Origin of the sequence: Microbispora cellulosiformans, assembly GCF_008728085.1 — a bacterium.
Lineage (GTDB): Bacteria > Actinomycetota > Actinomycetes > Streptosporangiales > Streptosporangiaceae > Microbispora > Microbispora amethystogenes.
In genome coordinates this window covers 626,818-652,102 of sequence record NZ_VYTZ01000003.1, presented here as the reverse complement: position 1 = coordinate 652,102, position 25,285 = coordinate 626,818, and the positions used below count along the sequence as shown (strand labels likewise).

Annotated in this window: 18 protein-coding genes; 16 read left to right on the top strand and 2 right to left on the bottom strand. The window is 65.8% G+C overall.

Annotated features, from left to right (window positions below; translation table 11 throughout):
- Nucleotides 1-3: 3 nt before the first annotated feature.
- From pglX to F5972_RS10920, 8 genes are all read left to right on the top strand, one after another.
- Nucleotides 4-3,672 carry a BREX-2 system adenine-specific DNA-methyltransferase PglX gene (gene pglX / locus F5972_RS10955; RefSeq protein ID WP_150933329.1) on the top strand — a complete coding sequence of 1,223 codons (3,669 nt, stop codon included), beginning with the start codon at nt 4-6 and terminating at the stop codon, nt 3,670-3,672.
- Complete coding sequence (locus F5972_RS10950) at nt 3,669-7,319, top strand: phage resistance protein (protein ID WP_150933328.1); 3,651 nt, start codon at nt 3,669-3,671, stop codon at nt 7,317-7,319. Before pglX ends, F5972_RS10950 begins: the two co-directional genes overlap by 4 nt.
- 11 nt (nt 7,320-7,330) lie before the next feature.
- Nucleotides 7,331-9,937, top strand: coding sequence for a BREX-2 system phosphatase PglZ (pglZ, locus tag F5972_RS10945; protein ID WP_191910057.1), 2,607 nt, complete (start codon nt 7,331-7,333; stop codon nt 9,935-9,937).
- Nucleotides 9,938-10,092: 155 nt separating this feature from the next.
- Nucleotides 10,093-11,898, top strand: coding sequence for a tetratricopeptide repeat protein (locus F5972_RS10940; protein ID WP_150933326.1), 1,806 nt, complete (start codon nt 10,093-10,095; stop codon nt 11,896-11,898).
- A 96-nt stretch (nt 11,899-11,994) separates the two neighbouring features.
- Nucleotides 11,995-12,375 carry a hypothetical protein gene (locus F5972_RS10935; protein WP_150933325.1) on the top strand — a complete coding sequence of 127 codons (381 nt, stop codon included), beginning with the start codon at nt 11,995-11,997 and terminating at the stop codon, nt 12,373-12,375.
- Between the two features lie 53 nt (nt 12,376-12,428).
- On the top strand, nt 12,429-12,755 hold the full coding sequence (locus tag F5972_RS10930) for a hypothetical protein (protein ID WP_150933324.1): 327 nt from the start codon (nt 12,429-12,431) through the stop codon (nt 12,753-12,755).
- Nucleotides 12,756-13,044: 289 nt separating this feature from the next.
- The gene (locus F5972_RS10925) at nt 13,045-13,959 is read left to right on the top strand and encodes a hypothetical protein (RefSeq protein ID WP_150933323.1); all 915 of its coding nucleotides are present in this window, start codon (nt 13,045-13,047) and stop codon (nt 13,957-13,959) included.
- Between the two features lie 301 nt (nt 13,960-14,260).
- A complete protein-coding gene (locus F5972_RS10920; protein ID WP_150933322.1) occupies nt 14,261-16,066 on the top strand; it encodes a competence protein CoiA family protein in 1,806 nt (601 codons plus the stop codon).
- 147 nt (nt 16,067-16,213) lie between these two features.
- On the opposite strand, the gene F5972_RS10915 is transcribed toward F5972_RS10920, so the two are convergent.
- Together F5972_RS10915 and F5972_RS10910 are read right to left on the bottom strand one after the other, a co-directional pair.
- Nucleotides 16,214-17,377, bottom strand: coding sequence for an NlpC/P60 family protein (locus F5972_RS10915; RefSeq protein ID WP_150933321.1), 1,164 nt, complete (start codon nt 17,375-17,377; stop codon nt 16,214-16,216).
- A 15-nt stretch (nt 17,378-17,392) separates the two neighbouring features.
- The gene (locus tag F5972_RS10910; protein WP_142624563.1) at nt 17,393-17,671 is read right to left on the bottom strand and encodes a helix-turn-helix domain-containing protein; all 279 of its coding nucleotides are present in this window, start codon (nt 17,669-17,671) and stop codon (nt 17,393-17,395) included.
- A 191-nt stretch (nt 17,672-17,862) separates the two neighbouring features.
- Here F5972_RS10910 and F5972_RS10905 point away from each other — a divergent pair, with 191 nt between their 5' ends.
- The 8 genes from F5972_RS10905 to F5972_RS10870 all read left to right on the top strand — a co-directional run bounded on the left by F5972_RS10905 (nt 17,863) and on the right by F5972_RS10870 (nt 25,283).
- Nucleotides 17,863-18,153, top strand: coding sequence for a hypothetical protein (locus tag F5972_RS10905; protein ID WP_142624562.1), 291 nt, complete (start codon nt 17,863-17,865; stop codon nt 18,151-18,153).
- On the top strand, nt 18,150-18,767 hold the full coding sequence (locus F5972_RS10900; RefSeq protein ID WP_150933320.1) for a hypothetical protein: 618 nt from the start codon (nt 18,150-18,152) through the stop codon (nt 18,765-18,767). Before F5972_RS10905 ends, F5972_RS10900 begins: the two co-directional genes overlap by 4 nt.
- Nucleotides 18,768-18,833: 66 nt before the next feature.
- Nucleotides 18,834-19,925 carry a hypothetical protein gene (locus tag F5972_RS10895; protein WP_150933319.1) on the top strand — a complete coding sequence of 364 codons (1,092 nt, stop codon included), beginning with the start codon at nt 18,834-18,836 and terminating at the stop codon, nt 19,923-19,925.
- Nucleotides 19,922-21,370, top strand: a complete 1,449-nt coding sequence (locus tag F5972_RS10890) for an SCO6880 family protein (protein WP_150933318.1) — start codon at nt 19,922-19,924, stop codon at nt 21,368-21,370. Before F5972_RS10895 ends, F5972_RS10890 begins: the two co-directional genes overlap by 4 nt.
- On the top strand, nt 21,364-22,740 hold the full coding sequence (locus F5972_RS10885) for a hypothetical protein (protein ID WP_150933317.1): 1,377 nt from the start codon (nt 21,364-21,366) through the stop codon (nt 22,738-22,740). Before F5972_RS10890 ends, F5972_RS10885 begins: the two co-directional genes overlap by 7 nt.
- Nucleotides 22,737-24,476, top strand: a complete 1,740-nt coding sequence (locus F5972_RS10880) for a type IV secretory system conjugative DNA transfer family protein (RefSeq protein ID WP_150933316.1) — start codon at nt 22,737-22,739, stop codon at nt 24,474-24,476. The genes F5972_RS10885 and F5972_RS10880 overlap by 4 nt, the downstream gene beginning before the upstream one ends.
- A complete protein-coding gene (locus F5972_RS10875) occupies nt 24,473-24,865 on the top strand; it encodes a DUF4913 domain-containing protein (RefSeq protein ID WP_150933315.1) in 393 nt (130 codons plus the stop codon). The genes F5972_RS10880 and F5972_RS10875 overlap by 4 nt, the downstream gene beginning before the upstream one ends.
- Nucleotides 24,866-24,881: 16 nt before the next feature.
- On the top strand, nt 24,882-25,283 hold the full coding sequence (locus tag F5972_RS10870; RefSeq protein ID WP_150933314.1) for a hypothetical protein: 402 nt from the start codon (nt 24,882-24,884) through the stop codon (nt 25,281-25,283).
- The last annotated feature ends 2 nt before the right edge of the window (nt 25,284-25,285 follow it).

Sequence of the window (25,285 nt, the reverse complement as noted above, 5' to 3'; positions counted from 1 at the left end):
ATCGTGATCAACCGTGCCGCGCTGTTAGCCGACCTCCGCAAGCAGGTCGCCGAACTGGAGGACGACCTCCGGACATGCGCCGCCGACGATGAGCGTGTAGACGCCGCGCTGCGCCGCGAGTGGGAGCGCGCCCGTACGGCCGAGCGCATCGCCGCCACCTTCGAGTCGTGGCGCGACGAGCGAGTCACCCAGGCGGCGGTCGCGTGGGTGCTCGGCACGGTGTTCCTGCGCTACTGCGAGGACAACCGGCTGATGGAGCTGCCCTACCTGGCCGGCCCCGGCGATCGTCTCGACGTCGCGCAGGAGCGGCAGGGCGACTTCTTCCGTGCGCACCCGGAGAAGACTGACCGCGACTGGATCCTTGCCGGCTTCCGTGCGATGTCGGTCTCGCCCGTGGTGGCGGGCTTGTTCGACTTCCGCCACAACGCGATGTGGCTGATCGCCCGGCCCGCCGAGCAGGACGAGTCGACGCTCTCGTTCGACGCGCAGTGGGACGCGGCGGCGGCCCGGTTGGCCGGTCCGTCGCACCCGGTCGCGCAAAAGCTGCTCGGATTCTGGCGTACGACCGACGCCAACCGTCAGATTGTGCATGACTTCGCCGGCGAGGACACGCGCTTCCTCGGCGACCTCTACCAGGACCTGTCGGAGCACGCGAAGAAGACCTACGCCCTGCTCCAGACCCCGGACTTCGTCGAGGAGTTCATCCTCGACTACACACTCACGCCCGCACTTGAGGAGTTCCGGGAGGAGTTCCGCAATCAGGAGTTCCGGCTGATCGACCCCGCCTGCGGCTCGGGCCACTTCCTGCTGGGCGCGTTCAAGCGGATCCTCACCCACTGGGAGCTGGAGGCGCCCGGCGCGGACCGCTGGGACGTGATCGCACGGACGCTGAAGTCGGTGCACGGCGTCGACAAGAACCCCTTCGCGGCCGAGATCGCTCGCTTCCGCCTGCTCATCGCCGCGCTTGAGGCCGGCAGCGTGAAGTCCCTGGAGAAGGCCCCGGAGTTCCCCATCAACGTGGCTGTGGCCGACACCCTGAGGTTCCGGCGGGCCAAGACGCAGGGCCAGGCGTCCCTCACTGATGTGGACGCCATGCTTTTCGCGACAGAAGACGTGTGGAAATACGTCGAGCAGTGCGACATCCTCGCCCCCCAGTCGTACCACGTGGTCGTCGGCAATCCGCCCTACATCACCGTTAAGGACCAGGCTGAAAACAGAGGCTATCGCGACCTCTATGAGACATGCACCGGAAAGTACGCTTTATCGGTTCCGTTCGCCGAGCGGTTCTTTGATCTTGCTACATCAGGGCATGGCAGCCATCACAACGCAGGCTTTGTTGGCCAAATTACAGCAAACTCATTCATGAAGCGCGAGTTCGGCAAGAAGCTGATAGAAGATTTTCTTACCACCAAGGTAGACCTCAAATACATAATCGATACATCAGGCGTCCATATTCCCGGCCACGGAATTCCAACAGCAATTCTCATCGGCCGTAACAACAGGTCGAATGGAGGCTCTATACGCACAGTGATGGGAATTAGAGGCGAGCCCACTCAGCCGATCACGCCAGCAGAAGGGCATGTATGGCGGGCAATTGTGAACCAGATACAATACCAGCAGTCCGAGAGTGAATGGATTACAGTCGCCACCCTCGGCCGCAACTCTTTCGCAAAGCACCCGTGGACCCTGTCGGGTGGCGGAGCAAAAGAGCTCGCCGAGTTCATCGTACAGAATAGCGCGCAAACACTAGACTCGGTCAGCGCATCTATCGGATCTGCTTTAATCACCGGCGAAGACGATGCTTACGTCATGCCGCGCACAGGCCTTCCGAATAGGCTCCAGACCTATCCGTGGACCCCATTCATAGGTGGCGACCAAGTACGTGATTGGACAGCAAACACAAACCTTTGCTCGATCCGCCTCCTGGACGCACCTGATGCCATAAGAAATGAAATCGAGAACCACCTTCTCTGGCCGGTTAGAGAATTTTTGCGTCGCACATTATACTTTGGCGAAACAAAGGAGGAGCGAGGACTCCGCTGGTCCGACTTTGTATTTTCGTCCTCCAGCCGCCTCAAGGCAGAAGCACTGATCGGATACGCCGAGGTGGCGACTCACAATCATTTTTACCTGAGTCGCCATCAGGCATTGATCAATAAAACCGCACCCGTTATTGTACTGCCAAGCAAGACAACCGATGCTGCACATCTGGAATTGATAACGGTACTTAACAGTTCAATTGCTTGCTTCTGGCTAAAACAGGTTTGCCACGACAAGGGCAGCGGCGGTATCGGGGGCGGAATAGCGAGCGAGGACTGGGAGAAGTTTCACCAGTACAGCAGCACCAAAGTGGCGAAGTTTCCACTGCCAGCCGTAATGCCTCTCGAATTCGGGCGAGAGCTTGACCGGCTGACGCGGCGGTTGAGCGAGGTCGAGCCGTCTGCGGTGTGCGCGGACGGCGTGCCGACGAGGGCGCGACTGGAGGAGGCTCAGGCGGAGTACTACGAGATCCGCGGGCGGATGGTTGCCCTGCAGGAGGAGCTCGACTGGGAGGTCTACAAGCTCTATGGCCTGCTCAATGAGGATGAGGCCGTTGAGCTGTGCGCCGAGAACCGAGGGGCGGGTCCCGACGATCCGGGTGTCATCCCCGGTCTCAACCTCGGAGAGCGCGCCTTCGAGATCGTGCTCGCGCGAAAGATGGCTGCGGGCGAAATTGAGACTCAATGGTTCGCCCGGCACGGCTCGACGCCAATCACTGAGCTGCCCGCGCACTGGCCTGCTGCGTACCGCAAGGTGGTGGAGCGACGCATCGAGATTGTCGAGGCGCGCCGGGACCTCGCGCTCATAGAGCGGCCGGAATGCAAGCGGCGCTGGGCAAGCGAGCCGTGGGACAAGAAGGAGCGCGAGGCGCTCACCACATGGCTGCTCGATCGCTGCGAGGCACGCGACCTCTGGTATGTCCCCGACGACCTGGGGAAGCCGCAGCCGAGACCGATGACCGTCAACCGCCTGGCGGACAAGCTTCGTGCGGACGCGGACGTGGTCAGCGTGGCCCGGCTGCTGAAGGGGCCCGACGCGGACCTGGCCGATGTGCTGACGGTGATCCTCGCCGACGAGCACGTACCGTACCTCGCGGCGCTCCGCTACAAGGACACGGGCCTGCGCAAGCGCGCCCAGTGGGAGCGGACCTGGGATCTGCAGCGCGAGGAGGACGCCACCGGGGAGCGGCTGAACATCCCGGTGCCGCCGAAGTACACCAGCGCCGACTTCCGCCGACCGTCGTTCTGGAAGCACCGCGGCAAGCTCGACGTGCCCAAGGAGCGATTCATCTCCTACCCGGGCGCGGGGCCGGAGGCGGACGACAGCTTGCTGCTCGGCTGGGCGGGCTGGGACCACCGTGACCAGGGCTACACGCTGATGACCCTCATAGAGGAGCGCGCGAACCATGACCTGTGGGACGGGGAGTTGCTCACCCCCCTGATCGCCGGCCTGCGTGAGGTGCTGCCCTGGATCAGGCAGTGGCACGCCGTCATTGACCCTGACTACGGCGATTCCTGGGCGAACGCGCTCAGCGGCTACTTCGAAGCCCAGCAGCACCGGTACGGCCTGACCGATGACGACCTGACCTCGTGGGGACCCAAGGCAACGGGCCGCGGGCGGAAGAAGGCATGACGATGGCGGAACTCCTGCGCGATTTGATCGAGATCCCCGAGCGCGTCCACGCCGGGGACTTCGTCCTCAAGCTGACGGAGGGCATCAGCCACGCGGACCAGACGATCCGCGACTACGTGGTGACGTCGCAGCTCGCGGAGACTTTCGACGAGGCCCTGGCCATCGTGAAAAAGGCCGTGGAGACGAACAGCTCGCACGCCACTTATTTGGACGGCTCGTTCGGCTCCGGCAAGAGCCACTTCATGGCCGTGCTCTACGCGATCCTGCAGAAGAACCCGGACGCACGGGCCAAGGACGAGTTCGTCCCGGTCATCGCGAAGCACGACCCGTGGCTTCGGGACCGCAGGTTCCTGCTCGTGCCGTACCACCTGATCGGTGCGAAGAACCTGGAGTCAGCGATCCTCGGCGGATATGTCAACCACGTCCGCAAGTTGCACCCGGATAAGAAGCTGCCTGCGGTCTACCGGGACGAGGCGCTGCTCGCGGACGCCCGTGAGCTGCGGGACCGGCTCGGGGACGAGGGGTTCATCGCCCAGTTGCCCGTGGGCCAGGGCAACTTCCGGCGGGCCACGTGGAACAGCGAGTTCCTGAATAAGGCGTTCGCCGCGCCTCCGGGGGACCGGGAGCGGCGGCGCCTGGTCACCGACCTGCTCGCTGGGCCGTTCAAGCGCTACGCCTCCGCAGTGCACGGCGACGCCGAGTCGTTCATCGACCTCGACCAGGGCTTGTCGATCATTTCCGCACACGCCAAGGAGGAGCTCGGCTACGACGCGATCGTGCTGCTCCTGGACGAGCTGGTGCTGTGGCTGGCCGGGCGGCTAGGCGACGACGCATTCGTCCGGCGTGAGGCGCAGAACGTCTCCAAGCTGGTCGAGAGTGCCGAGCACGAGCGGCCGGCCCCCATCATCAGCTTCGTCCCTCGGCAGCGAGACCTGCGTGAACTTGTCGGCCGTGACATCGCGGGAGCACAGACGGCCAGCCTGTTTGACACCTTGAAGTACTGGGACGGCCGATTCGGACGGCTCAGCCTCGCCGACCGCAACCTCCGCGAGATCATCCGTCGCCGGCTCCTCAGGCCCAGCAGCGACGAGGCGGCGGCCCGGCTCGACGCGGCTTTCGAGCGGACCACCCGGGTCAACCCGCAGGTGTGGGAAGTGTTGCTGGACGCCCAGGGCGGGGGCGCGACCCGGCAGGACTTCCGTGCCACCTATCCGTTCAGCCCCGCGTTCCTGTCCGCGATGATCGACATCTCCAGTGCGCTGCAGCGCGAGCGGACGGCTCTCAAGCTGACCCAGCAACTACTCGTCGACCACCGCGACACTCTCGAGGTCGGAAAGATCATCCCGCTCGGCGCGATCTACGACGTGATCGCAGCCGGTGGTGACAAGCCGTTCAGTGACAAGCTGCGCGAGGAGTTCGACCAGGCGAAGCGGTTCTACTTGGAGCGACTGCGGCCATACCTGCTGCAGAAGCACAACCTGACTGAGGACGCGCCGCCGACACAGGCGTTCCGGCTGGACGATCTCACGGTCAAGACCCTGCTGCTGGCCGCGCTGGTGCCGCACGTCCCGGCGCTGCGTAACCTTACGGCGAGCCGCATCGCGGCGCTGAACTACGGGTCGGTCGTCGCGATGATCCCCGGGCAGGAGCGCGCGCTCGTAGCCAGGACGCTGCGGGAGTTGGCCTCGACCTTCGGCGAGATCAGGGTCTCGGGTGCCGACGACCCCGCGGTCGAGATGGCACTGATCGGCGTGGACACTCAGGGCATCATGGCCCAGGCCAGGTCGTACGACGACCCGGCAGCCCGGCGCCGACTGCTGCAGGACCTGCTCTGGGCCGAGCTCGGTGTGACCAACAGCGGGCAATTCGAGTCGCGCAAGCAAATCGTCTGGCGCGGCACCAGCCGGACCGTCGAGGTTGTCTTCGCGAACATCCGTGACCCAGAGCGGCTGGACAGCCGGCAGTTCGAGCCGTCTGAGCCGGGCGCACTGCGGATCATCGTCGACTACCCATTCGACGACGGGAACTTCGGTCCGGCCGACGACCGCAGCCGTTGGCTGCGCATCCGCGCCGAGCGTCCGAACCCCGACACGGCCGGATGGCTGCCGCACTTCTTCTCCACGGAGCGGCTGAGCGACCTCGGCGACCTGGTGGTCATCAACCACGTGCTGTCCGGTGAAAACCTCCGAGAACTCGCCGCGCACCTCACCGATGAGGACCGCTACCACGCCAAAACCCAGTTGGAGAGCCGGCGTCAGGCTTTGACAACCCGCCTGAGTGACGTGCTCAAGCAGGCGTACGGCGTGGCCGAGCCCGACCAGGCCAACCTGGGCAGGGAGTCGGACCAGCACGTCCTGCCGCTGGCCGATGGCCTGGACATCCGGCTTCCAGCGGCCAAGGGTCTTGCCGGGGCGCTGGAATGGATTTGCGGCAAGCTGCTCGATCACCAGTACCCCAAGCACCCCAGCCTCGACCCCGATGGGCGAGGCACGGCCTACCGGCAGCGGGACCTCGATTTGGTGTTGCAGACGATCGAGAAGGCGACGGAGGACGACGCCAAGCGCGAGCAGGTGACCAAGAATGACATCCCCGTTCTCCGCCGCATCGGGCACCCGCTGGAGCTCGGCACCATGCACGAGGCTCACTTCGTGTTACGCGAAGATTGGCCGCTGCGCATCGAGCGCTCGGCCAGTAAGGCGGGCAAGACCGGTGACCTGCTCATCGGGGACATCAAGATCTGGATCAAGGAGGAGCAGCCGGGTCTTCCCGACGACCTCGTCAACCTCATCGCGTACGCGTACGCCGTGCAACGAGATCGAGCCTGGGTGCGAGGTGGGCAGCCGATCAACGCCCCAGATCTGCGGGGCCTGACACCCGATATGGCCCTGCGGGCCCAGGAACTGCCGTCTCCCGAGGAGTTCCAGCTGGCCTCGGAACGCGCTCACGCGCTGTTCGGCACCGAGCGGCAGCAGGTGCGGAGCGCGCGAGCGGTCCACGCCCTCGGCTCCGCCGTACGGCAAGCCGCGAGCAAGCTGCTACCCGACGCCGAGACATTAGTGCGCGAACTGGAACGGCACGCGGAACTACTTGGACTGCACGAATCGGCGCGCCTGTCCACCGCCCAGACGTCCGCCTCGGTGGTCGAATCCCTGGCCGGCCTTCGCAACGACACCAATCTGCTGCGCACACTCGCGGAGTTCCCGCTGGGCCCCCTGGCCGTGTACGAGATAAGCCTGTCCACGGCCAAGGATGTGACGGCCGCGCTGAGCAGGGTGCAATGGCCGATCATGACCGCGCTCACACAGCGTACGGACGAGCAGGCGAAGGTGATACTCGAACGGCTTCGCGCTGTCGCGACGAAGAACGAGCAGGCCACCTCACTCATCCCTGCGCTCAGCGAGGCGAACGAGGCGGCCGTACGCCTCCTCGTCGACCAGTCTCCGAACGGCGGCGGCAGGGATAAGGTCACGCCCCTGCCCGGCGGGGGCGGCGGAGGTATCACGGTGCCCCTGCCTGGCTCCGATGCGACGCGCCGTGTGGTCGATGCCGCCGCAGTCGAGAAGGTTCTCGAAGAGCTTAAGACGTGGGCAGATCAGAATAGAACCGCGCGTATCGAGATCACCTGGCGGGTTGTGAAGAATTCATGAGCATCACAACGATGACCACCCAGCCGCCGCAGGCGAGCCGCGCCGTGATCGAGGCCGCGGTCCGCCGTGTCGTCGCACGCGATGACCCGGAGCGGATTGTCGCACTGCGCGCGGCGCCCGAGTGGCGAGAGCCGGCGTACATCGATGTGGACGGCCACCGGGTCGAAGTGCGGGCCTGTGGCACCGTGCTCGCCGTACTGGACGCGGTCGCCGCTCATTCTGATGACTCCATCCTCGTGCTGCTCACGCCGTGCGACGATCTCGGCGACAGCCTGCTCGCCCAGATCGCCGAACACGAGCTCCGGCCGGTCAACCGGTTCGACCTCGTCCGGGAGGCGTTCGGCGCGCGGCTGGCCGACCCTCGCCTGTCCTCCCGTCAGTGGCTCTGGCTGGCTGACGCGCTCATCGACGCCCAGCCCCCCGGTGGCTGGCCGAAGCTGGGCGGCGGTGTGCTCACTCTCGAGACCGCCCTGCGTACGCTCGCCTCTGCCCGCTTCGGTGGGGAGGTGGATGCCGCCACGCTGCTGGCCTGGACCATGCGGTCCACCGCCGTCGCCCGCTACCGGGCGCTGTCTGAGGTGGAACGCGACGGTCTTCGACAGCGGCTGGAGAGCGAGATGGGCAGCGTCGCCACCGCCGTGTTCCGGCTGGTGGGCCAGGGGCACGCGGCTGACGCGGTGCCGCTCGGTCTCGCTGCCTCCGTGGTGTTCGACGATCGCGCTGGCCGCAGGCAGGTGGCTGTCCAGGCGCGGGTCAGGATCGAGGAACGTTTCTTCGGGGGCGAACGGCTGCCAGTGCAGGCCGTACGGGAGTTCACCGAGACCGCCGAATCCCTGTGGACGCGCTGGCTCGGTGATTCCGTGCTCGCCAAGCAGGCCGAGCAGGTCGCGGCCCGCGCACAGCAGATCCTCGTCGAACTGCAGGCCGATTCGCTGGCCGACCTCAGTGATGCGTTGACGTTGGGCTTCGATGCGAGGCTCAGTGCGCTCGGTGAGGCGCTGTCCGCCGACAACCTGAGCGAGGTCGAGAAGGCGCTCGACCGGGTGCGGGGGCACCGGATGGCCGGTCGGCACCTCAATGAGGTGCGGGCCGCCGAGATGGCGGTGCGTCTGGCGCGCTGGCTGCACACCCCCCTCGACATCCCGCAGACTCTCGACGCGCTGGCTGTACGGCATATGCGCGAGTGGGGCTGGGTGGATCGGGCCGTCGCCACCGTCTGGCAGCCGAACACAGCCCGCGTGCCTCGCCTGAAGACCGCGTACGCCACGCTCTACGAGAGGGCACGCACCCGCCGTACCGAATTGGACCAGGCGTTCGCCCAGCGCCTCGCCGCCTGGACCGAACGCGGCTCCGAAACCGACGAGTTGGTGCTCGCAGAGAACCTCCTGGACCGGGTCGCGCGCCCGCTCAGCGCGCCGCTGCTGATCGTGCTGGACGGCATGAGCGCGGCGGTCGCCAGCGAGCTGGCCGACGACATCCTCGCCACCTGGAACTGGATTGAGGTGGGCCGCAGGAAGGACGGCCGGGAGCCTGCGCTGGCCGTCATCCCGTCGATGACTCGCTTCTCGCGAACCAGCTTGTTGTGCGGCCGACTACGTGAGGGCACTCAGCGAGACGAGGTCCCGGGCTTCCGGTCGCTGTGGCCGGGACGGCGTAGTGCACTGTTTCACAAGGGAAACCTGGCCGGCGACGCGGGAGCGAAGCTCGACAACGCGCTGCTGACAGCGATCGCCGATCTGTCGACAGTGGTCGGCGTGGTGCTGAACGCCGTGGACGAGTCGCTGGACAAGGGCCCGACGAGCGGTAGCGACTCCTGGAGTCTCACCGGGGTCGCATACCTCAAGGAGGTCCTGGCCGCAGCTTGGTCGGCTGGCCGGAGCGTGGTGCTGACCTCCGACCACGGACACGTGCTCAACCGCGACGCACCGGTGGCCATGGAGAAGTCAAGCTCGGCCCGTTACCGGGTCGGCAAGCCTGGCAAGGGCGAGGTGCTGCTGACCGGCCCTCGCGTACTCGCCGAAGGCGGCGAGGTGGTGGTTCCCTGGGACGAGTCCATCAGGTACACCGCCCGGCATGAGGGGTACCACGGCGGTGCCTCGCCTGCCGAGATGGTAATTCCGATTCTGGTCTTCGTTCCGAGCGCGCGGCACTGCCCGTCGGGCTGGCAGGTGTACGACCCCTCGCAGCATGCGCCAGCCTGGTGGACGACAGCCGTCTCCGAACAGCCCGTAGTCACGGCCACCCGAAAGAAGGCCGACAAGGGCCTCAAGGACGAAGCCCTGTTCTCGGTGTTCGAAGCGTCGGGCGACTCGCTCGGCACCCGAGTGGTGCAATCGACGCCCTTCGAGGAGCAGCAGGGCTTCGTGCGGAACGCACCCACAGCGGAGCAAATCGCGGAGCTGATCGACGGCCTAGCGACAGCCGGCGGGAAGCTGTCGGTGAACGCTGCCGCGGCCCTGGTGGGTCAGGCGCCGGCGCGTATGCGTGGCTACGTCAGCCAGGCATCTCGCCTGCTCAACCTCGACGGCTATGGAGTCCTGACCCTGACTGACGGTGACGCTGCCGTTGAATTGGACGTCAAGCTGCTGAAGCTGCAGTTCCTCGGCGAGTCCGGATAAGGCGGCCGAGTGTCCGCGGCTTTTGGCGGTGCCCCTGCGGTGACGTGAGCCGGCAACACCGCAGGGGCACCATCCATCACATCCGAGATCGTAACGGGGTGCTCTCTCTTGCCGCTGAAACGAACCCTTAGCTCTCTCATTCACGGAGATTAGTGATGTCCGCAGCCTCCAACGTGCAGGAGCTGATTGAGACAGCGATGAGCTGCCCGGATGCGGATCCGGCACTCGAGGCCAGGTGCCAGCAGGCGATGGAAGAAGGGCTGGGGCTCGCCTTCTACCTCCCCCAGTTCAGCTACCACAAGCATTTCCGGACGTGCCGGAACCACGTCGAAGTCCGTACCTTCGGCGGTACCACCGCTGACTGCGAAGCGCCGACACCGGACACGTACACCCTCACCCGGCCACACGGCACCCTCGCGCACCTTTCGCTGCTCTTCAGCGGCGGGATCGTGAGTAGGCCAGGCGACGAGCACCGGGAAGAGCCGTTTCAGATCGGCCTCGCGGGCGCCGAGGGCGAGGAGCCCGACTTCGACCAACCGATGGTCGAGGTCCAGATGCTGCAGCAGCTCGGCCTTCACCGTTGCCGACGCGGAGAACTGACCGAGGGCCTGTCGTATCTGCGCCAGGCCGCGGCGCTCTTCGAGCAGACCGCTCCTGAGCCATCCGCGCTCCTCGGCGGGCTGTACGAGCAGCTCGGTCACTGCCACCGCGACCTTGGGCACCTGCACGACGCCATCGGTTCGCTCGAGAAGGCCGTCGCCAACTTCGCGAACTCAGCGGACGGACCTAAAGACCCACGCCAGAGCCTTGTCAGGGTGGCGCGTGACCTTGCCAGGGTGCAGCAGGAGGCCGGCCAGTTACAGAACGCGGTTAGCACGAATCGCCAGGTCATCGAGCTGCTGAGGGAGCTCGTCACTGAAGGTCGGGACGAAGTGCGCGACGATCTGGCAGACAGCCTGGAGGAGTTCGCCTACCTGCTCACCTCGCTGGATGAGCACGACCAGGCCGCGGAGGCCGCTGCCGAGAGCGTGATCGTGCGACGGAAGCTGGCGGTTGAGGACCGTAGCCGCCAGCCCGCTGTCGTCGACGCTCTGATCCTGCTTGCCCGGCTTCTGATGGCCGCCGGCAGGAACGACGATGCCCTGGCCGGCGTCCGGGAAGCCGTAGAGGCCGCAGCTCAGGGCGGATTCGCCAAGGGGGACATGACCCGGGGATGGGCATCTCTGTGGGCCGGCCGCATCTCGTATTGGACCGGACACCCCACGGAAGCCGTGTCCTACCTGCGCGAGGCGGCCTCCGCGCCCCTCCCCATGCCCACACTGGCGGAGGCGCATCAGACCCTGGCCCACGTCGAGGCAGCCCGTGGTGATGCCGAGGCGGCCTACCAGGTAGCTCTGCGCACGGTTGAGCTGTATCGCATGCTCGAGAGCGAAGAGCCGGAGCGGTACGCGAGGCTCCTCACGCAGGCGCTGGTCAACCTGAGTGAGTTGAGCCACAACGCCGGCCACCCGAGTGAAGCCGTGGACCTCACGGCGGAGGCCATACAGCGCTGCCGTCACCGTGCCGGAACCGACCCCTCAGCCCGGCTTCTCCTCCCGGCGACATTGTTCAATCACACCATTGGTCTTCGCGCTATGGACCGCACCGCGGAAGGACTCGCCGCTATCCGCGAGGCCGTCATCTTGTATCGCGAAGCCGACGCGCACCTCCTCGCTGCGGACATGTTCCTGCAGGCAGAAGATCTGCGAGAGTCCCTGATCCACGCCGAGCGCGGCGGCCTTCTCGCGCGAACTTTGGCGGAGCATCCTCACAACTACCCCGCCAGAGCAGCGAACCAGCTCCGTCGCTGCCTGGAGGCGTCCGCAGAGTATTGGGAAGCTGCGACACCGGATGCCGAGCGGCGGTCGCTCATCGATCGGTGTCGTACGGCCTTCGCAGGACTGTGCTCCAACGACTCGTAGATCACTTCGATGAGAAAGCCAAGAACTATGCCTGAGCTAACGGGCGAACCACGCCGCACCGCAGCCGAGATCCTCGCGCTCTGGCCCTCTGGCACCGTGACCGTTGACAGCGGCTATTTCGGTGGCCAGTTGTTCATGGTGCTGAAGGAGTGGGAGGACGCTCTGCTCGCGGAGCCCCCGGCGCCGACACCGGAAGATTTGGAGGAGGACTTCGGCGAAGAGGAGTGGTACGAGTACCAGGAGAACGAACGGCGCATCCCCCTGCACCTGGCGACGGACGAGTGGATTCCCATCGAAATAGCCGAACGCTTCGGCGTCCCCGACGGCGGCTGCGGCATGGACTATTGGCCTGCCGAGTACTGCTACCCGATCGAGAAACAAGCGGAGATCGAGCAGGCGCTGCGCGATCTCGGTCTCACCGTAGTACGAGGCTCCCTCGGATATGATGGCGCATTCCTGAATCGGTGGCACCCCTAACCTCCTTGGCCTCATTTCTCACAAAACCAATGCATCAATCGAAGGAAAGCAATATGGATCTCGAACCGGGCAGCATCATTGGCTGGCTCGTCAGCTTCGATATGGATGCAAGCGGCGATGACCTCTATGACGCACTTCCTGAAGTAACCGATTTGGCCGACTGCGATGAGTTCTTCTACAACGTTTACGCCATCCGCACCCAGGGTTGCGAACCCGGGGAGCATGAGGACATGGAATGCGACTGCTGGGATCCCGAGCACGTTGCCAAGGTCCTCGTCAAGGAGCGTTCGCAGAACGACGTCTTTTATCGGACTCCTGACGAGATCGAGGACGAATACATTCGCAGCATCGTTACCAAATGGCTGTCCACCGCCGCTTAATACTTCAGCCGTAGATCTTAATGGCGGCTTGCAAACAACTCGCCCGTCGCGAAATCCAAACCGCAGCCTCGCCGTATCGAGGCCAAAGCTCGAGGATAACGATTAGCACACCGACCGCGAGCGGGCATGATTGCGGATGAGTTGGTTCGCGGCGAAACGTAACCGTGGAGTTCGAGAAACAACGCCGTGATCAATTCAGGCAGAGATGCCTGCATGGAAGCACACATCAAACTACAACAAATCGGCTACTTCGGTTACCTTCCACCTAGTCCTCGGACAAAATGACAGAGTGAGGCAGAAGAAGCGTTCGTTAGAGCTAAAGGCCCGCCGCGCCCGTCAATTCATGCTGGCCGCCCTAGATTGTCCGCACGTGCGTCAGAAGCAGACGGACCTGGCCGCCACCAGTGACCAAGCGCTGAAGAACGGCTTGGGCCTGGCCTTTTACCTCGGCCGTTGTGCACACCAGTTGCACATCGCCGTCCATACCTTCGGCGGCCCCACCGCAACGTTAGGCACGTCGCGTCCGCCATCGGAGATTAGCGGCCTTGTCACTGGATGGGGACGGCTACTGGCCACGTATCAGGGCCCGAGTATCTTCGGTGGCGACTGGCCATCCCGAGTCGCCGAGGGCCCCCTGCTCGCTGAGGAGCGCTCGGACGAGCTCGAAGATTCCTTCGGCGGCTTGGGCTGTATCCACAATGGCAGGGAGTTGGTCATGGGAGAACTCGCCGGAGTGCTCTGCATCGTCGACCGGACTCTCCTCGCCCGGGACACCAGACTCAGCGGGTTACGGGCAGCCCACAGCTACGGCCAGGCGCGGGAAGCGGATTCGAATATCGATGCCCTTCGCTATTTTAACTTTTATCGCGACCGATACATCATAGAACACCCAGAGATTGCGGCGGACATCGACGAATACGATGAACGCGAGCTCTGGCCCCTGGTCCGACCCGGCGATGACGACGCTTTCGACTATGCTGCCCATCCGATAGCGGACAACCAGCCATGGGAGGCCGTCCCCACCACGCCGCTGCCGCTTATAAGAAACCTGCGCGATGCGGGGTTTTATCGGATCCAGAGCGTGGAGCTTCCTAAGCTTGTGGGATACGACCCGGCGCAGGCCAACCTGCTGTCGGAACACCTGAGGGCGCAGGGCTGGCGCCTTAAGCGTGACAACGCGCTGCTACAAATCTACCTCCCCTGACCTCGATAACTGAGCCGCTCCAATTTTCGTTGAAGCTCCGAGATCAGCATCGCCTATCAGCGAAAGGGAGAATCACGACACCATACCGGCTCCGTGAAAGCTCCCCGCGAGCGCGTTTCTCGTCCCTACGCGCGCCCTAGACTATTCCAGAGATACATCACGATGGCATAGCACTCACATAGCAGCTCCAACCACACGCTTATGGTTCGAGCTACAGATCCCGAGGAATTAGATGCAGCAAGACACTCGACTGGTACAAACTGCCGTTCTGGGTGACGCCCGCTCTCGAGAGCCTCTCTTCATGCCCACCAGTCGCAAGGAGGCACGGGCATTCCGCGACAAATATATCCACAGTAGTTATTGGTGTGGATATTTACTCGGTGGATGCGGAGCAGAGCTCACCGATCGCATCGGCAAGGTCAAGGTCCCTCATTTCGCACATCATCCGACACGCAACGGCCGGCCTCACGTCTGCCGGCGCACAAACTTGGGGCCTGATAGTGCAGACCATCTTTACATCGCCAAAGCACTCGCTAAATTACTTGAAAACCACAAGAAAAAGCCGGCCGTACCAGTTTTTCGTGGAGAGTTAGCGGAAGGAGGGTCGTGCACAGGTCTTACGCTCACTGCCGATGACCTCACAATCGAGGTGCTTCTCGCAGATGAGAACCACCACAAGTGGGCTGCGCGCGATAAATCACACAGACAGAATGGCCACGGCAAGGTAGTCTGGCTGTTGCGACCGGGATCAAATATGTTGCAGCGCCTAGTTGAGCGAGATGGGTACGTTCTTCTCATCAAGTGCATCAGCAAGGGCAACGACCGCATAACCATAATCGGCGTTCAGACAATAGATGACGCCGTGTACTGGACAGACGCAAACTCCTGCCAGATCACGGAAGAGGGCATCTGGACACCACATCTCGCCGAGGCCATCCATCGTGCCGAAACTTACATTGCTCCAGGGTTCCCCCTGGCGACCGAGGCGATAAGGCTACACCTGACCTCAGATATCACCGATCACGGCCCGGTGCGCATGATTAGTGCGCAGGCATTCATAGATAACGATAGCAAAGTTATTCCCGTTGCCGTTCGGTTCCGCAGACAAATGCGGCCGCCTCAGCCGGCCGTTTATGAGCTGGTGGGGCCAGCAACCTTGGATGGTGAGGCAACAGGATCAAAGCTTCGATGGATCATTTACGCAGCCGGTATACGAAAAATCGCTTCACTCCCCAATGAGGTGAGGCGTCCGAGCGAACTACATCTCCGAGATGAATTAGATCGCCTGATCGCCGAGCTTAATGCCGCACAGAGACGGAACGCTTTTGACGAAACGCGAAGTCTGCTCACGGAGGCAAGGCGGCTACTTGGACCAGCGAAAGTTCTACATCAAGACTATCAACCAAGAATTGATGAATTTCATCAATGGCTAAAGGAGGCGACCAGGAAACCCGCCCGAAAATGTCCTACTCGTTCTGGGGCGTCTTCCGCTAGTGGAAAAACTGTGGCCTTCCTCGCCTTTGCTGCCCGACGGGTGCTGATTGAGACGGCTAGGCAGAAAACTACAGTTCACTGGGCCGACCTGCTCAAGAAAGTTCCTAAACTCGCCACCCTCACAGATGAGCAGCAGGTCTTAGTGTTTACGCTTCTGGACGGGCTGGTTAGGCCTGCAGATCCAATGCTGACAGCACTAGTTACTTCCGGGGAGGACCGATGGCATCCGATATTTCGTGCAGTAGCAACGGCCCGTGGATTTAATGCTCCTCGTACGGATGCAGGACTTCGCCAAGCATGGAGACGGGAGATTGAACGAGCGCATGCCTTTTATGCAAAAACCCCTCGCCCCGTCGTCAAGGCGAGCTCGATGGCTCGGGCAAGCTTGGTCACTTCCAAGTCTCCAAGAATGCAACCGCGTACCGGTGAAAGCACCGACATTACGCAGAGGCTCAAGGATTTGAAAGCAGCAAGGAATCAGAAGCTTCGGCGCGAAATTTCCCGTGAGATTATTGAGGTGTCCGAAACATTGCCCTGGGACATAGCGGCTCAGGTACTGTTCTGGGTATACCAAATCAATCCATGGCTACCTGAACTTGGAGAGCCATCCTAAATACCTAATCCCACTCAAGATGGCCTACTCGTCCGCAGCAACGCATGTTCTTCCTTGGGCAGTGCGCCGCGCCCGTGTCTCGACGCCGGGTGCGACTCTGGCCGGGTTGCGGCGCGCTGGCCGAGGCCGGCCACGACGACTCGCACGTCATCCGTGGCGAATCGGGCCACCTGGGGTGCTTCCTGCATGCGGATCTACGCCAAGGAGCTTCAGCAGCTCGGCGGTGGGAACGAGGTAGGCGACACCGACGCGGATGATGCGGCAGGGGAACTCGCCCTTCTTGGCCAGCTCGTACGCCTTGGTCCGCCCGAGTCCGAGAGCCCGGGCGGCGGTGAGCAGGTCGACCGTCGCAGGCAGTTGCTGCAGCTCGGCCAGGGTGAGGCCCTTCATTTCTTCTCCATTAAAACTTGCCGGCCGGGTGAACCCGACCACGTCAGAACGAGCGGAATAGGACGCGTAGCGCACGACATCACCGGTGTGCGGCGCGTGGATCATCTGGCCGGGAGCGACGACGATCCCGACATGCCCAGGCCCGCCGGCTCCCGGGTGCATGAAGACCAGGTCGCCTGGCTGCTCCTGGCCGTGAGTGACAGCGGGGCCCTGGCGCCACTGGTCGGCGGCGACGCGCGGCAGCAGGATCCCCGCGTACTGATAGGCGCGCATCGTCAGCCCAGAGCAGTCGAACGCACCGGGCCCCTCAGCTCCCCACGCGTACGGCTTGCCGAGCTGCATCCGCGCGTAGGCGAGCACACGGCCGGCCACGGCAGTCGGCGCCGCAGGAAGCGCGCACAGCTCCTCCCCCACGCCAGCCGAGCCGAAAGAGTAACCACGGGCGAAGTCGAGGACCCGGCGGACGTACCAGTCGGCGTGGTTGTAGCGCCAGATGGCCCGATACATGTCCGCCGGCGCTCCGCTTGCCTTCAGGTACTTCGCCGCCGACGGGATCGCGTCGGCCGGATCGTAGACGTCGGTCCGACCGTCGCCGTTCCCGTCTACGCCGTACGCCGCCCAGGTCGCGCCAAGGAACTGCATGGGCCCCATAGCGCCGGCGCGGTTCGCACCATCCCGGATACCGACACCGGTACCGCGCCCGTGATCGCTTTCGGCCTTGCCGATCCCCGCGAGCACCTGCCAGGGGACGCCATACTTCTGCCCGGCCTGCTGATACAGCCGTAGGTAGTTCGGCGGGATGTCACCGTCCTGCCCCTGACCGCAGCCAACGGAGCCGCTCAAGGCGGTGAACGCCAGGATCAGCCCGAGCGGTATCGCGATGAGCAGACCGGCGGCCGCCACGAGCAGCCGCACGGTCATCGAGACCGGCCGGTGTCACAACTCCCGCGCAGCTCGGTCCCGAGCCTGCTGCGTCGCCAGCCGTCCGGCGCCCGGCCTACTCTCCTCATTCCCACTGCCCCCCGCTATCGGATGGGGCTGTCGCAGCACGTCGAGGACCGCGTTCCACGAGTAGCGGTAGTCCTTTCCGGTGCGCAGCGCCGGGATCTGGCCGGCGCTGGCCATGCGGCGGACGGTCTGGGCCGACAGCCCGAGCTTGGCGGCCAGTTCCTTGGTGGTCAGCACGTCCGGGTCACGGCCGAGCGGATCGGTCATGGTCACTCCTCGTGGTCAGCGGTCACCGTTCAGTTTCCCCCACGCGGCTGGGACAGCACGTCTTGTGAATACCTGAAGACGGATGCAGCCGTTTGAGACTGCTTGCGCTCTGGAATACCCACGGAGCGTGACAGTAACGCTACCAATTGCGACAATCCATCGACCCCATGTCAGCAAAGGGAGGGCAATCCATGCTGGTCAGCGCAGTTGCCGACATGCTTCAGGCGGGGCCGGTGCCGAATCCGGCGCCGATCGCACCGCCGGGCCTGGAGAGGCCGATCACGACCATCCTCGGCTGGGGGAAGTGGGGCGTCATCGTCGCTGGCGTCGCCGGCCTGCTCATCTGCGGCGCGCAGATGGCGATCGGCCGCAAGAACCGCTCCTCCTTCGCCGCCGACGGCGCGTCCGGCATTCCCTGGGTGCTCGGCGGGCTGAGTTTGGCCGCGACCGCCTCCGGCATTGTCGGGATGTTCCTCCGATGAAGGCACCCGTCCTCGTCCTGGTGCTGCTGACGGCGTGCGCCTGCGGCACGTCGACAACCCCGGTTTCCCCGGCCCGCCAGGCGCGCATCACCTGGCAGGACTTCCATGGAGTACGGCTGCCGCTGTCGGACCTCGACGGCCCGCGCGTGCTCGACCACGACCGTGCCAAGGGCTTTTCCCACACCCGAGAGGGTGCACTGCTTGCCGCGCTGCACATCGCCATCCGGGCAAGCTCACAGTGGGGCCCGGCGGTGTTCGAGCCCACCATCACGGAGCAGGTGGTAGGCCCGGACGCCGACCGCTTGTTGGAGCAGGCACGCACCCAGTATGAGGAACGCAGGCAGGAAGCCGGGCTCCCTGAGGGCAGCCCGCTCGGCAAGGCCTACGTGGACGAAGAGGCCTACCGCTGGCAGACCTACACGCGCGATGCCGCCACCGTCGACATCGTCAGCGCCGGCCCGGACCCGCGCGGCACCACGGTCCGGGCCTCCACCCGCATCCAGGTCGTCTGGCAGAACGGCGACTGGCGCGTAGTCGCACCGTTGGACGGCGACTGGGGCACTATGGCGACCCCGCTGAAATCCCTCGACCGCTACACCCGCTTCGAGGGGTGACCTGTCATGCCGTGCGACAGCCTGCTCTCCCCAGACTGCTCACTGACCGAATATGCCGTCGGCAAGGTGGCCGCCAGCGCTGCCAACGGCATCCTTGATGAGATCGCCAAGGCCATCCAGGACGGCGTGGCATGGGTGGTCGGCAACAGCATCTCCTGGTGGGTCAGGGTGCCCTCACCCGACCTCGCCACCGAATCAGCCGTGGACCGTTTGCGCGAGTGGACGTTGCCGATCGCGATCGCGGTCGCCGTACTCGGCGTGCTCAGTGCGGGCGGCAAGATGGCGTTGACCCGCAAGGGCAGCCCTCTGGTCGACGTCGGCTCCGGCCTGGTCGTCATCGCGGCGACCTCGACCATCGGCGTGCTGACGGCTTCGATGCTCGTCAAAGCCGGCGACGCCTGGTCCAACTGGATCCTCGACACCGTCTCCCACGACGACTTCGGCCGGCGCCTCACGAAAATCCTGGCTCTGACCGGCGCGGCACCCGGTGTGGTGATCGTGCTGGGGATCGTCGCCATCTTGATCGGCGTGGTGCAGGCCGTGCTCATGCTGTTCCGCGAGGCCGCCCTGGTCGTCCTCGCCGGCCTTCTCCCCTTGGCCGCCGCCGGGTCGATGACCGTGATGACCAAGCCGTGGTTTCGCAAGGTGACCGGCTGGATGCTCGCCCTGATCTTCTACAAGCCCGCCGTCGCCGCCGTGTTCGCCACGACGTTCACCATGGTCGGCGAAGGCAAGGACGTACGGACCATCCTCATGGGGTTCGCGATGATGCTCCTGTCGCTGATCGCCATGCCGGTGCTGATGAAGTTCTTCACCTGGACGACGGGCTCGCTGGCAAGCGCCGGTGGAGGTGGCGGCATTCTCGGAGCGAGCGTCGCCGGAGCCGTCGCCCTCAGCTCCTTCCGCAACTCGTCTCCGTCCTCCTCCCCCACAGGCGCGAGCAGCCACGCCGATTACTTGTCATCCCAGCTCGGGGGCACACGAGCGTCAACTGACGCGCCCTCATCCTCTGGGACGACGACCGCGGGCTCAACGGCGGCAGGAGCAGGAGCCAAAGCGGCGGGACCAGCCGCCGCTGCGGCGGCGACCGCGGCGAGTGGCGTGGCGTCCGGCGCGAAGACCGCCGCGAACTCCATCCGAGAGGACCACCAGCGATGACGGACATCCGTACCTACGGAGGCTGGCGCCGACGGCGCGGCCTCGGCCTGCTCGGCCTGGGCACGACCGGGACGTTCGTTGCGCTGGGCGCGCTCACCGCACTGGTCCTCACCGTGTCCGTGAACTTCCGTGCCGCGCTCTATACCGGTCCGCCCGCTGCCCTGGCCGGAGCGCTGGTGCTGATCCGGGTCAGCGGCGTTCCCATCGCCAACCTCATCACGCGTCGGATCCGCTGGTCGTACGGCAAGGCCCGCGGCCACACTCGCTATCGAGCTGGCGTTGTCGTCGCCCATCCTCGTGCCTTTCAGCTGCCCGGAGTTCTGGCCGCGACCCGGCTGATGTCAGCCAAGGACGCCTTCGGTCGGCCATACGGCATCGTGTGGGACCGCCGCACCGGGCTGTTCACCGCGACGCTGAAGGTGTCACCCGCCTCGACCTGGCTGGCGGAGCGGTCGGACGCAGACACCTGGGTGGCCAACTGGGGCGCCTGGCTGGCCTCGCTCGGGCACATGCCGGCCGTCCGCTGGGTCACGGTCACCATCGACACCGCACCCGAGCCCGGCTCCGCCCTCGCCGACACCGTCGGCCGCGCACTGTCTCCCACGGCGCCCGAAGCGGCGGCCCTGCTCATGCGGCAACTGGTCAGTACGGCACCGCGTACGGCGGCCCGAGTGAACACCTACGTGAGCGTGACATTCGACCCGGCCCGCTCCCCCGCCGGACAGGGCGACATGAGCACAGCGATCGGCGAGCTCGGCCGCACCACCGAGGCGCTGGCCTCCGCGCTCGGATCGTGCGGCGTCACCGTCACCGGCTGGGCGACCGCACCCGAGCTGGCCGGAATCGTCCGCGCCGCCTACGATCCCGCTGCTCGCGCCGATACGGCCCGCTCCGATGACCTGACGTGGGCGGACGCCGGTCCCATCGGCGCTGAGGAGCACCCGGATCACTACCGGCACGACAGTGGCATCAGCGTGAGCTGGGCTTGGCACGAGGCGCCACGACAGAACGTCCCCGCCGACGTGCTCAGCCGCCTGGTCGCTCCGGGTCCACACCCGAAGCGGGTCAGTCTCCAATACCGCCCGTTGCCCGCCGCCGAGGCCACGCGGGTGCTCGAAGATGAGGTCAACGCCGCCGCGTTCCGTGAGCAGTACCGCCGCCGGACCGGGCGGGACGAGACCGCCCGCGACGCCTACGACCAGGCCCGCGCCCGGCAGGCCGCCGCCGAGGAGGCAACCGGGGCCGGGGTCACGCTTGTGACGCTGTACGTCACCACGACTGTCATACGCGAGGAGGACCTGGCTCAGGCCGTCGCGGTCACCGAGGCCGCCGCGGAAGCCTCTCGCATCCGGCTTCGCCGGCTGTGGGGCAGCCAGTCCGCCGGGTTCGCCACCACCTTGCCCTGCGGCGTCTGCCCGGCCGAGCTGACCAGGAGGTCATGGTGAAGACTCCCGCACGCGGCTGGCGAGAGCCGTACGGCGGATGCGCCGTGCACGTGGAGGCCGGCGAGGAGTTTCAGGCGACCACGGCACAGGTGTGCGGCCTGTTCCCGTTCGTGGCCGGCTCGGGCTCCCCCGCCATCGGCACACCGATCGGCCGCCATCAGCTGTTCGGCGAGGTCGTCTGCCTCGACCCACTGGCCTGGCTGCGCGCGGGACTGGTCACCAACCCAGGCGTGTTCGTCCTCGGCCAGCCGGGAACCGGCAAGTCGACCCTGGTCAAGCGCCTCATCGTCGGGGCCATCGCGTCCGGCTCGACCGCGCTGATCCTCGGCGACACCAAGCCCGACTACACGATGCTCGTCGAGCACGTCGGCGGGCAGGTCATCCGCGTCGGCCGCGGCCTCGACCGCATCAACCCCCTCGACGCGGGCCCGCTCGGCGCCGCCGTACAGACCCAACGCGGCGCCGAAGCCGAACGTACGCGCTGGGAGCTGCGCGGACGACGGCTCTCGCTGCTGATGGCGCTGTGCACGCTCATCCGCGAGGCGCCGGTCGGCAACGCCGAAGAGGTCATCCTCGGCCGGGCCATCGATCTGCTCGACGAACGACTCACCGCACCGACCGTGCCCGATGTGCTTGCCGTACTCGAAGAGGGCCCCGAAGCGCTGCGATCGGCCGCGCGGACCGACGACCCGGAGCGGTACCGCGAGCGGGTCAGCGACCTCGTCTTCACCCTCGAACTGCTCTGCACGGGTTCGCTTGCCGGCGTCTTCGACGGGCCGACCACCCGCCCCATCGACCTGACCGCGCCCGCGGTCTCCGTGGACATCTCCCGCGTCGGCGCAGCGGGCGACAAGCTTCTCACCGCCGCGATGCTGTGCACCTGGGCGTACGGCTTCGCCATGGTCGATGGCACCACTGGCCATTCCTATATGGCTGTGATGGACGAGCTGTGGCGTGCACTACGTGGGGCGCCGGGTTTGGTCGAGTACGCCGACAGCCTGACCCGGCTCAACCGCGCCAAGGGCATGGCCTCCATCATGATTACCCACTCGCTCGCCGACCTGGAGGCACTGCCGACCGAGGAGGACCGGGCCAAGGCCCGCGGCTTCATCGACCGCAGCGCCATCACCGTGCTGGCCGGGCTACCCCCGCGCGAGCTGGCCCGCGTCAGCGAGATCACCCGCCTGACGGGGCCAGAGCAGGAGCTGGTGGCCTCCTGGTCGGCACCGGACTCCTGGCAGCCAGGAGCCCGGCATCCAGGTCGCGGCAAGTACCTCATCAAGACCGGCGACCGGCTCGGCATCCCGGTCGAGCTCGCGCTTGTCGGCGTCGAGCACGAGCTGTACGACACCGACCAGGCGATCCGATGACGAGAGCGGTGGGACCGCGCACCGGGTTCACCCCGCACGGCGCGACCGGAGCATGGGTGGCGCTCTTCGCGGGGTGGGGCGTCGTTGCGTTCTTCGGCCTCATCTGGGTCGCGGCCCGGATCGCGGCAGGCTTGTTCGGCGGGCGGGTCCGCGCGTTCGGCACCGACTTCGCGTGGCGTGTGCTCGAAGGCCGTACGGCTTCCGCGTGGCCCGGCACGCCGACGCTTGCCGTTGTCGTCGTTGCCGCCGTCTTCGTCACAGCTGCGCTCGCCCTTGTCGTAGCCGGCTGGTGGTTCGTCATCGGACGGCTCCCCGATCCCGTGGATCCGGTGGCCGCCCTCGCCGACAATCCCGGGCTCGCTGCGCTGAAGCCGGAAGCGGCGGAGAAGAAGGCCCGCGAGCTGCGGCCGTCCCTGTCCGGGCCGGCGATGCCTTGCGACATCGGGTTGGCGCTCGGCGACCTGATGCGCAGCGGGCCCACGCTGTACGCCTCATGGGAGGACACCATCGTGGCCTTCATGGCCCCCAGGTCGGGCAAGACGACCTGTCTGAGCATCCCGTACGTGCTCTCGGCTCCTGGGCCGGTGATCGCGACGTCGAACAAGTCCGACCTGTGGGCGGCGACCGCCACCCTTCGCGCCGCCGAGGGCACGGTGTGGCTGTTCGACCCGCAGCACATCACCTATCAGCCGCAGACCTGGTGGTGGGACCCGCTGCGCGGGCTCTCGACGGTAGAGGACGCTCACCGGCTGGCCGGGCACTTCGTCCTCACCGTCGACGACGGCACCAAGCGTGACCTGTGGGGACCCGCCGCGCAGGACCTGCTGTGCGCGTTGTTCCTCGCCACCGCCTCCTCCGGCCGCACGATGCGCGATGTCGCCAAGTGGCTCGACACGCCTGCCGTACCGACACCGGTCGAACTGCTGGAGGCCGCGGGCTTCTCCCTGCTCGCCTCGTCGCTGCGCGGCGCGCAGAACGGCGCGGTCGAGACACGCGACGGCATCTACCAGACGGCTCGTACCGCAGCCAAAGCGTTGCGCGACGAGGCGATCATCTCCTGGGTCACACCGTCGACCCTCCCCGCCTTCGACCCGAAGGCCTTCGCTGCCGGAACCGACACCCTCTACCTGTTGTCGAAGTCGCGCTCGGCTGCCGCGCCGCTCATTGCCGCACTCACCGACACCGCAATGCGGGCCGCCGAACGCCGGGCCGAGCGCATGGGCGGCAGGCTCGACCCGCCGATGGTCGTCTCCCTCGACGAGGCGGCCAACATCTGCCGGATCGCCGACCTGCCCGAGCTGTACAGCCACCTCGGCTCGCGCGGCATCGTCCCCGTGACGATCCTCCAGTCGTACGAGCAGGGCGTCACAGTGTGGGGCGAGGCGGGTATGGCCGCCATGTGGGGCGCGGCCACCCGCAAGGTCATCGGCGCCGGTGTCGACTCCCCACGCCTGGCCCGCGACCTCGCCACGCTCGTCGGCCAGCACGACGTGCCCGTCCGCTCGGTCTCGTACGCCGACGGCCGGGCCTCGGAGCAGATCTCGCTGCGCCGACAGGACATCCTCGAACCCGCGGCCATCCGTGCGCTCCCGCCGGGGACCGCGCTGCTACTTGCCACCGGCGGACGTCCCGCCCTGATCTCGCTGCTCCCGTGGTACGAGAGCCGCGACGCCGACCGGATCCAGGCCTGCCGTGACCGTCTCGAACGGCTCATCGCGGAAGGAGCGGCACGATGACCGAACCGGTCTACGAGACGGTCGAGGAATGGGTGACCGAGCGATTTGTCCCCATGTACCGGCGGACGCTCGGTGGGGAGTTCCGCTGGTGCGCGCAGTGGTGGAGGCACGCCGAGGCCATCTCGCGGCTCACGGCACTCTGGCACGCCTGGGAGGCGTTGCGCCTGGAAGCGGGCACCGGCATGGGCGTCTGGTACCGCGACCACCTCGACCACCAACTGCCCATCCTGCTCGGTGCCCGCGGCCCCTTCTATCAGTGCAGCGAGGACGAACACCTGGAACCTCACCTGGCCAACGTCGAACCCGCCCCGCCTGGCTGGTGGGGCCATTCCACAGAATCCGCTTCGGATAACCCGGCGGATGAGCCCGAGCTCGACAGTCATGTCTGAATCACTAGGAGGTCTCGTGTCCCTGATCGATGAGCTGTCCAAAGCGCACGCCGAGCTGGAGGCATGGCGCGACGTCGACACCGCTCTACACGCGTTCCTGGTCGCATCGGAGGCAGCCCGGGCCATGGAAGGCGCGAGCGCCCCAGAGGAGTTTCCGGCGTGGGTCTCGGCCGGAAGCGCCGCGTTCGAGGGCGCGTCCGCGCTGAGGTCGGTTCCTGCCACGGCGTACGACATGCCGTTGGTCTTCAAGGACGCCGACGACCGGTCTGCTGTCACAGAGGCGATGGCTGCCCTGGGCGGGCTCCTCCGCGAGGTGATGGCCGAGAGGGCTCTCGATATGAAGACCCCGGACGCCCGGCTTGCCGCGCTGACCGCCTCGCGCTGCGGCACCCGCATCCAGCTTTTCCTGGGCGGGTGAGC

Bases quoted from the DNA above. Each gene is read 5' to 3' on its own strand.
- F5972_RS10950 (WP_150933328.1), top strand. From the start codon at position 3,669: ATGACGATGGCGGAACTCCTGCGCGATTTGATCGAGATCCCCGAGCGC.
- pglZ (WP_191910057.1), top strand. From the start codon at position 7,331: ATGACCACCCAGCCGCCGCAGGCGAGCCGCGCCGTGATCGAGGCCGCG.
- F5972_RS10940 (WP_150933326.1), top strand. From the start codon at position 10,093: ATGTCCGCAGCCTCCAACGTGCAGGAGCTGATTGAGACAGCGATGAGC.
- F5972_RS10930 (WP_150933324.1), top strand. From the start codon at position 12,429: ATGGATCTCGAACCGGGCAGCATCATTGGCTGGCTCGTCAGCTTCGAT.
- F5972_RS10920 (WP_150933322.1), top strand. From the start codon at position 14,261: ATGCCCACCAGTCGCAAGGAGGCACGGGCATTCCGCGACAAATATATC.
- F5972_RS10915 (WP_150933321.1), bottom strand. From the start codon at position 17,377: ATGACCGTGCGGCTGCTCGTGGCGGCCGCCGGTCTGCTCATCGCGATA.
- F5972_RS10910 (WP_142624563.1), bottom strand. From the start codon at position 17,671: ATGACCGATCCGCTCGGCCGTGACCCGGACGTGCTGACCACCAAGGAA.
- F5972_RS10905 (WP_142624562.1), top strand. From the start codon at position 17,863: ATGCTGGTCAGCGCAGTTGCCGACATGCTTCAGGCGGGGCCGGTGCCG.
- F5972_RS10900 (WP_150933320.1), top strand. From the start codon at position 18,150: ATGAAGGCACCCGTCCTCGTCCTGGTGCTGCTGACGGCGTGCGCCTGC.
- F5972_RS10890 (WP_150933318.1), top strand. From the start codon at position 19,922: ATGACGGACATCCGTACCTACGGAGGCTGGCGCCGACGGCGCGGCCTC.
- F5972_RS10885 (WP_150933317.1), top strand. From the start codon at position 21,364: ATGGTGAAGACTCCCGCACGCGGCTGGCGAGAGCCGTACGGCGGATGC.
- F5972_RS10880 (WP_150933316.1), top strand. From the start codon at position 22,737: ATGACGAGAGCGGTGGGACCGCGCACCGGGTTCACCCCGCACGGCGCG.
- F5972_RS10875 (WP_150933315.1), top strand. From the start codon at position 24,473: ATGACCGAACCGGTCTACGAGACGGTCGAGGAATGGGTGACCGAGCGA.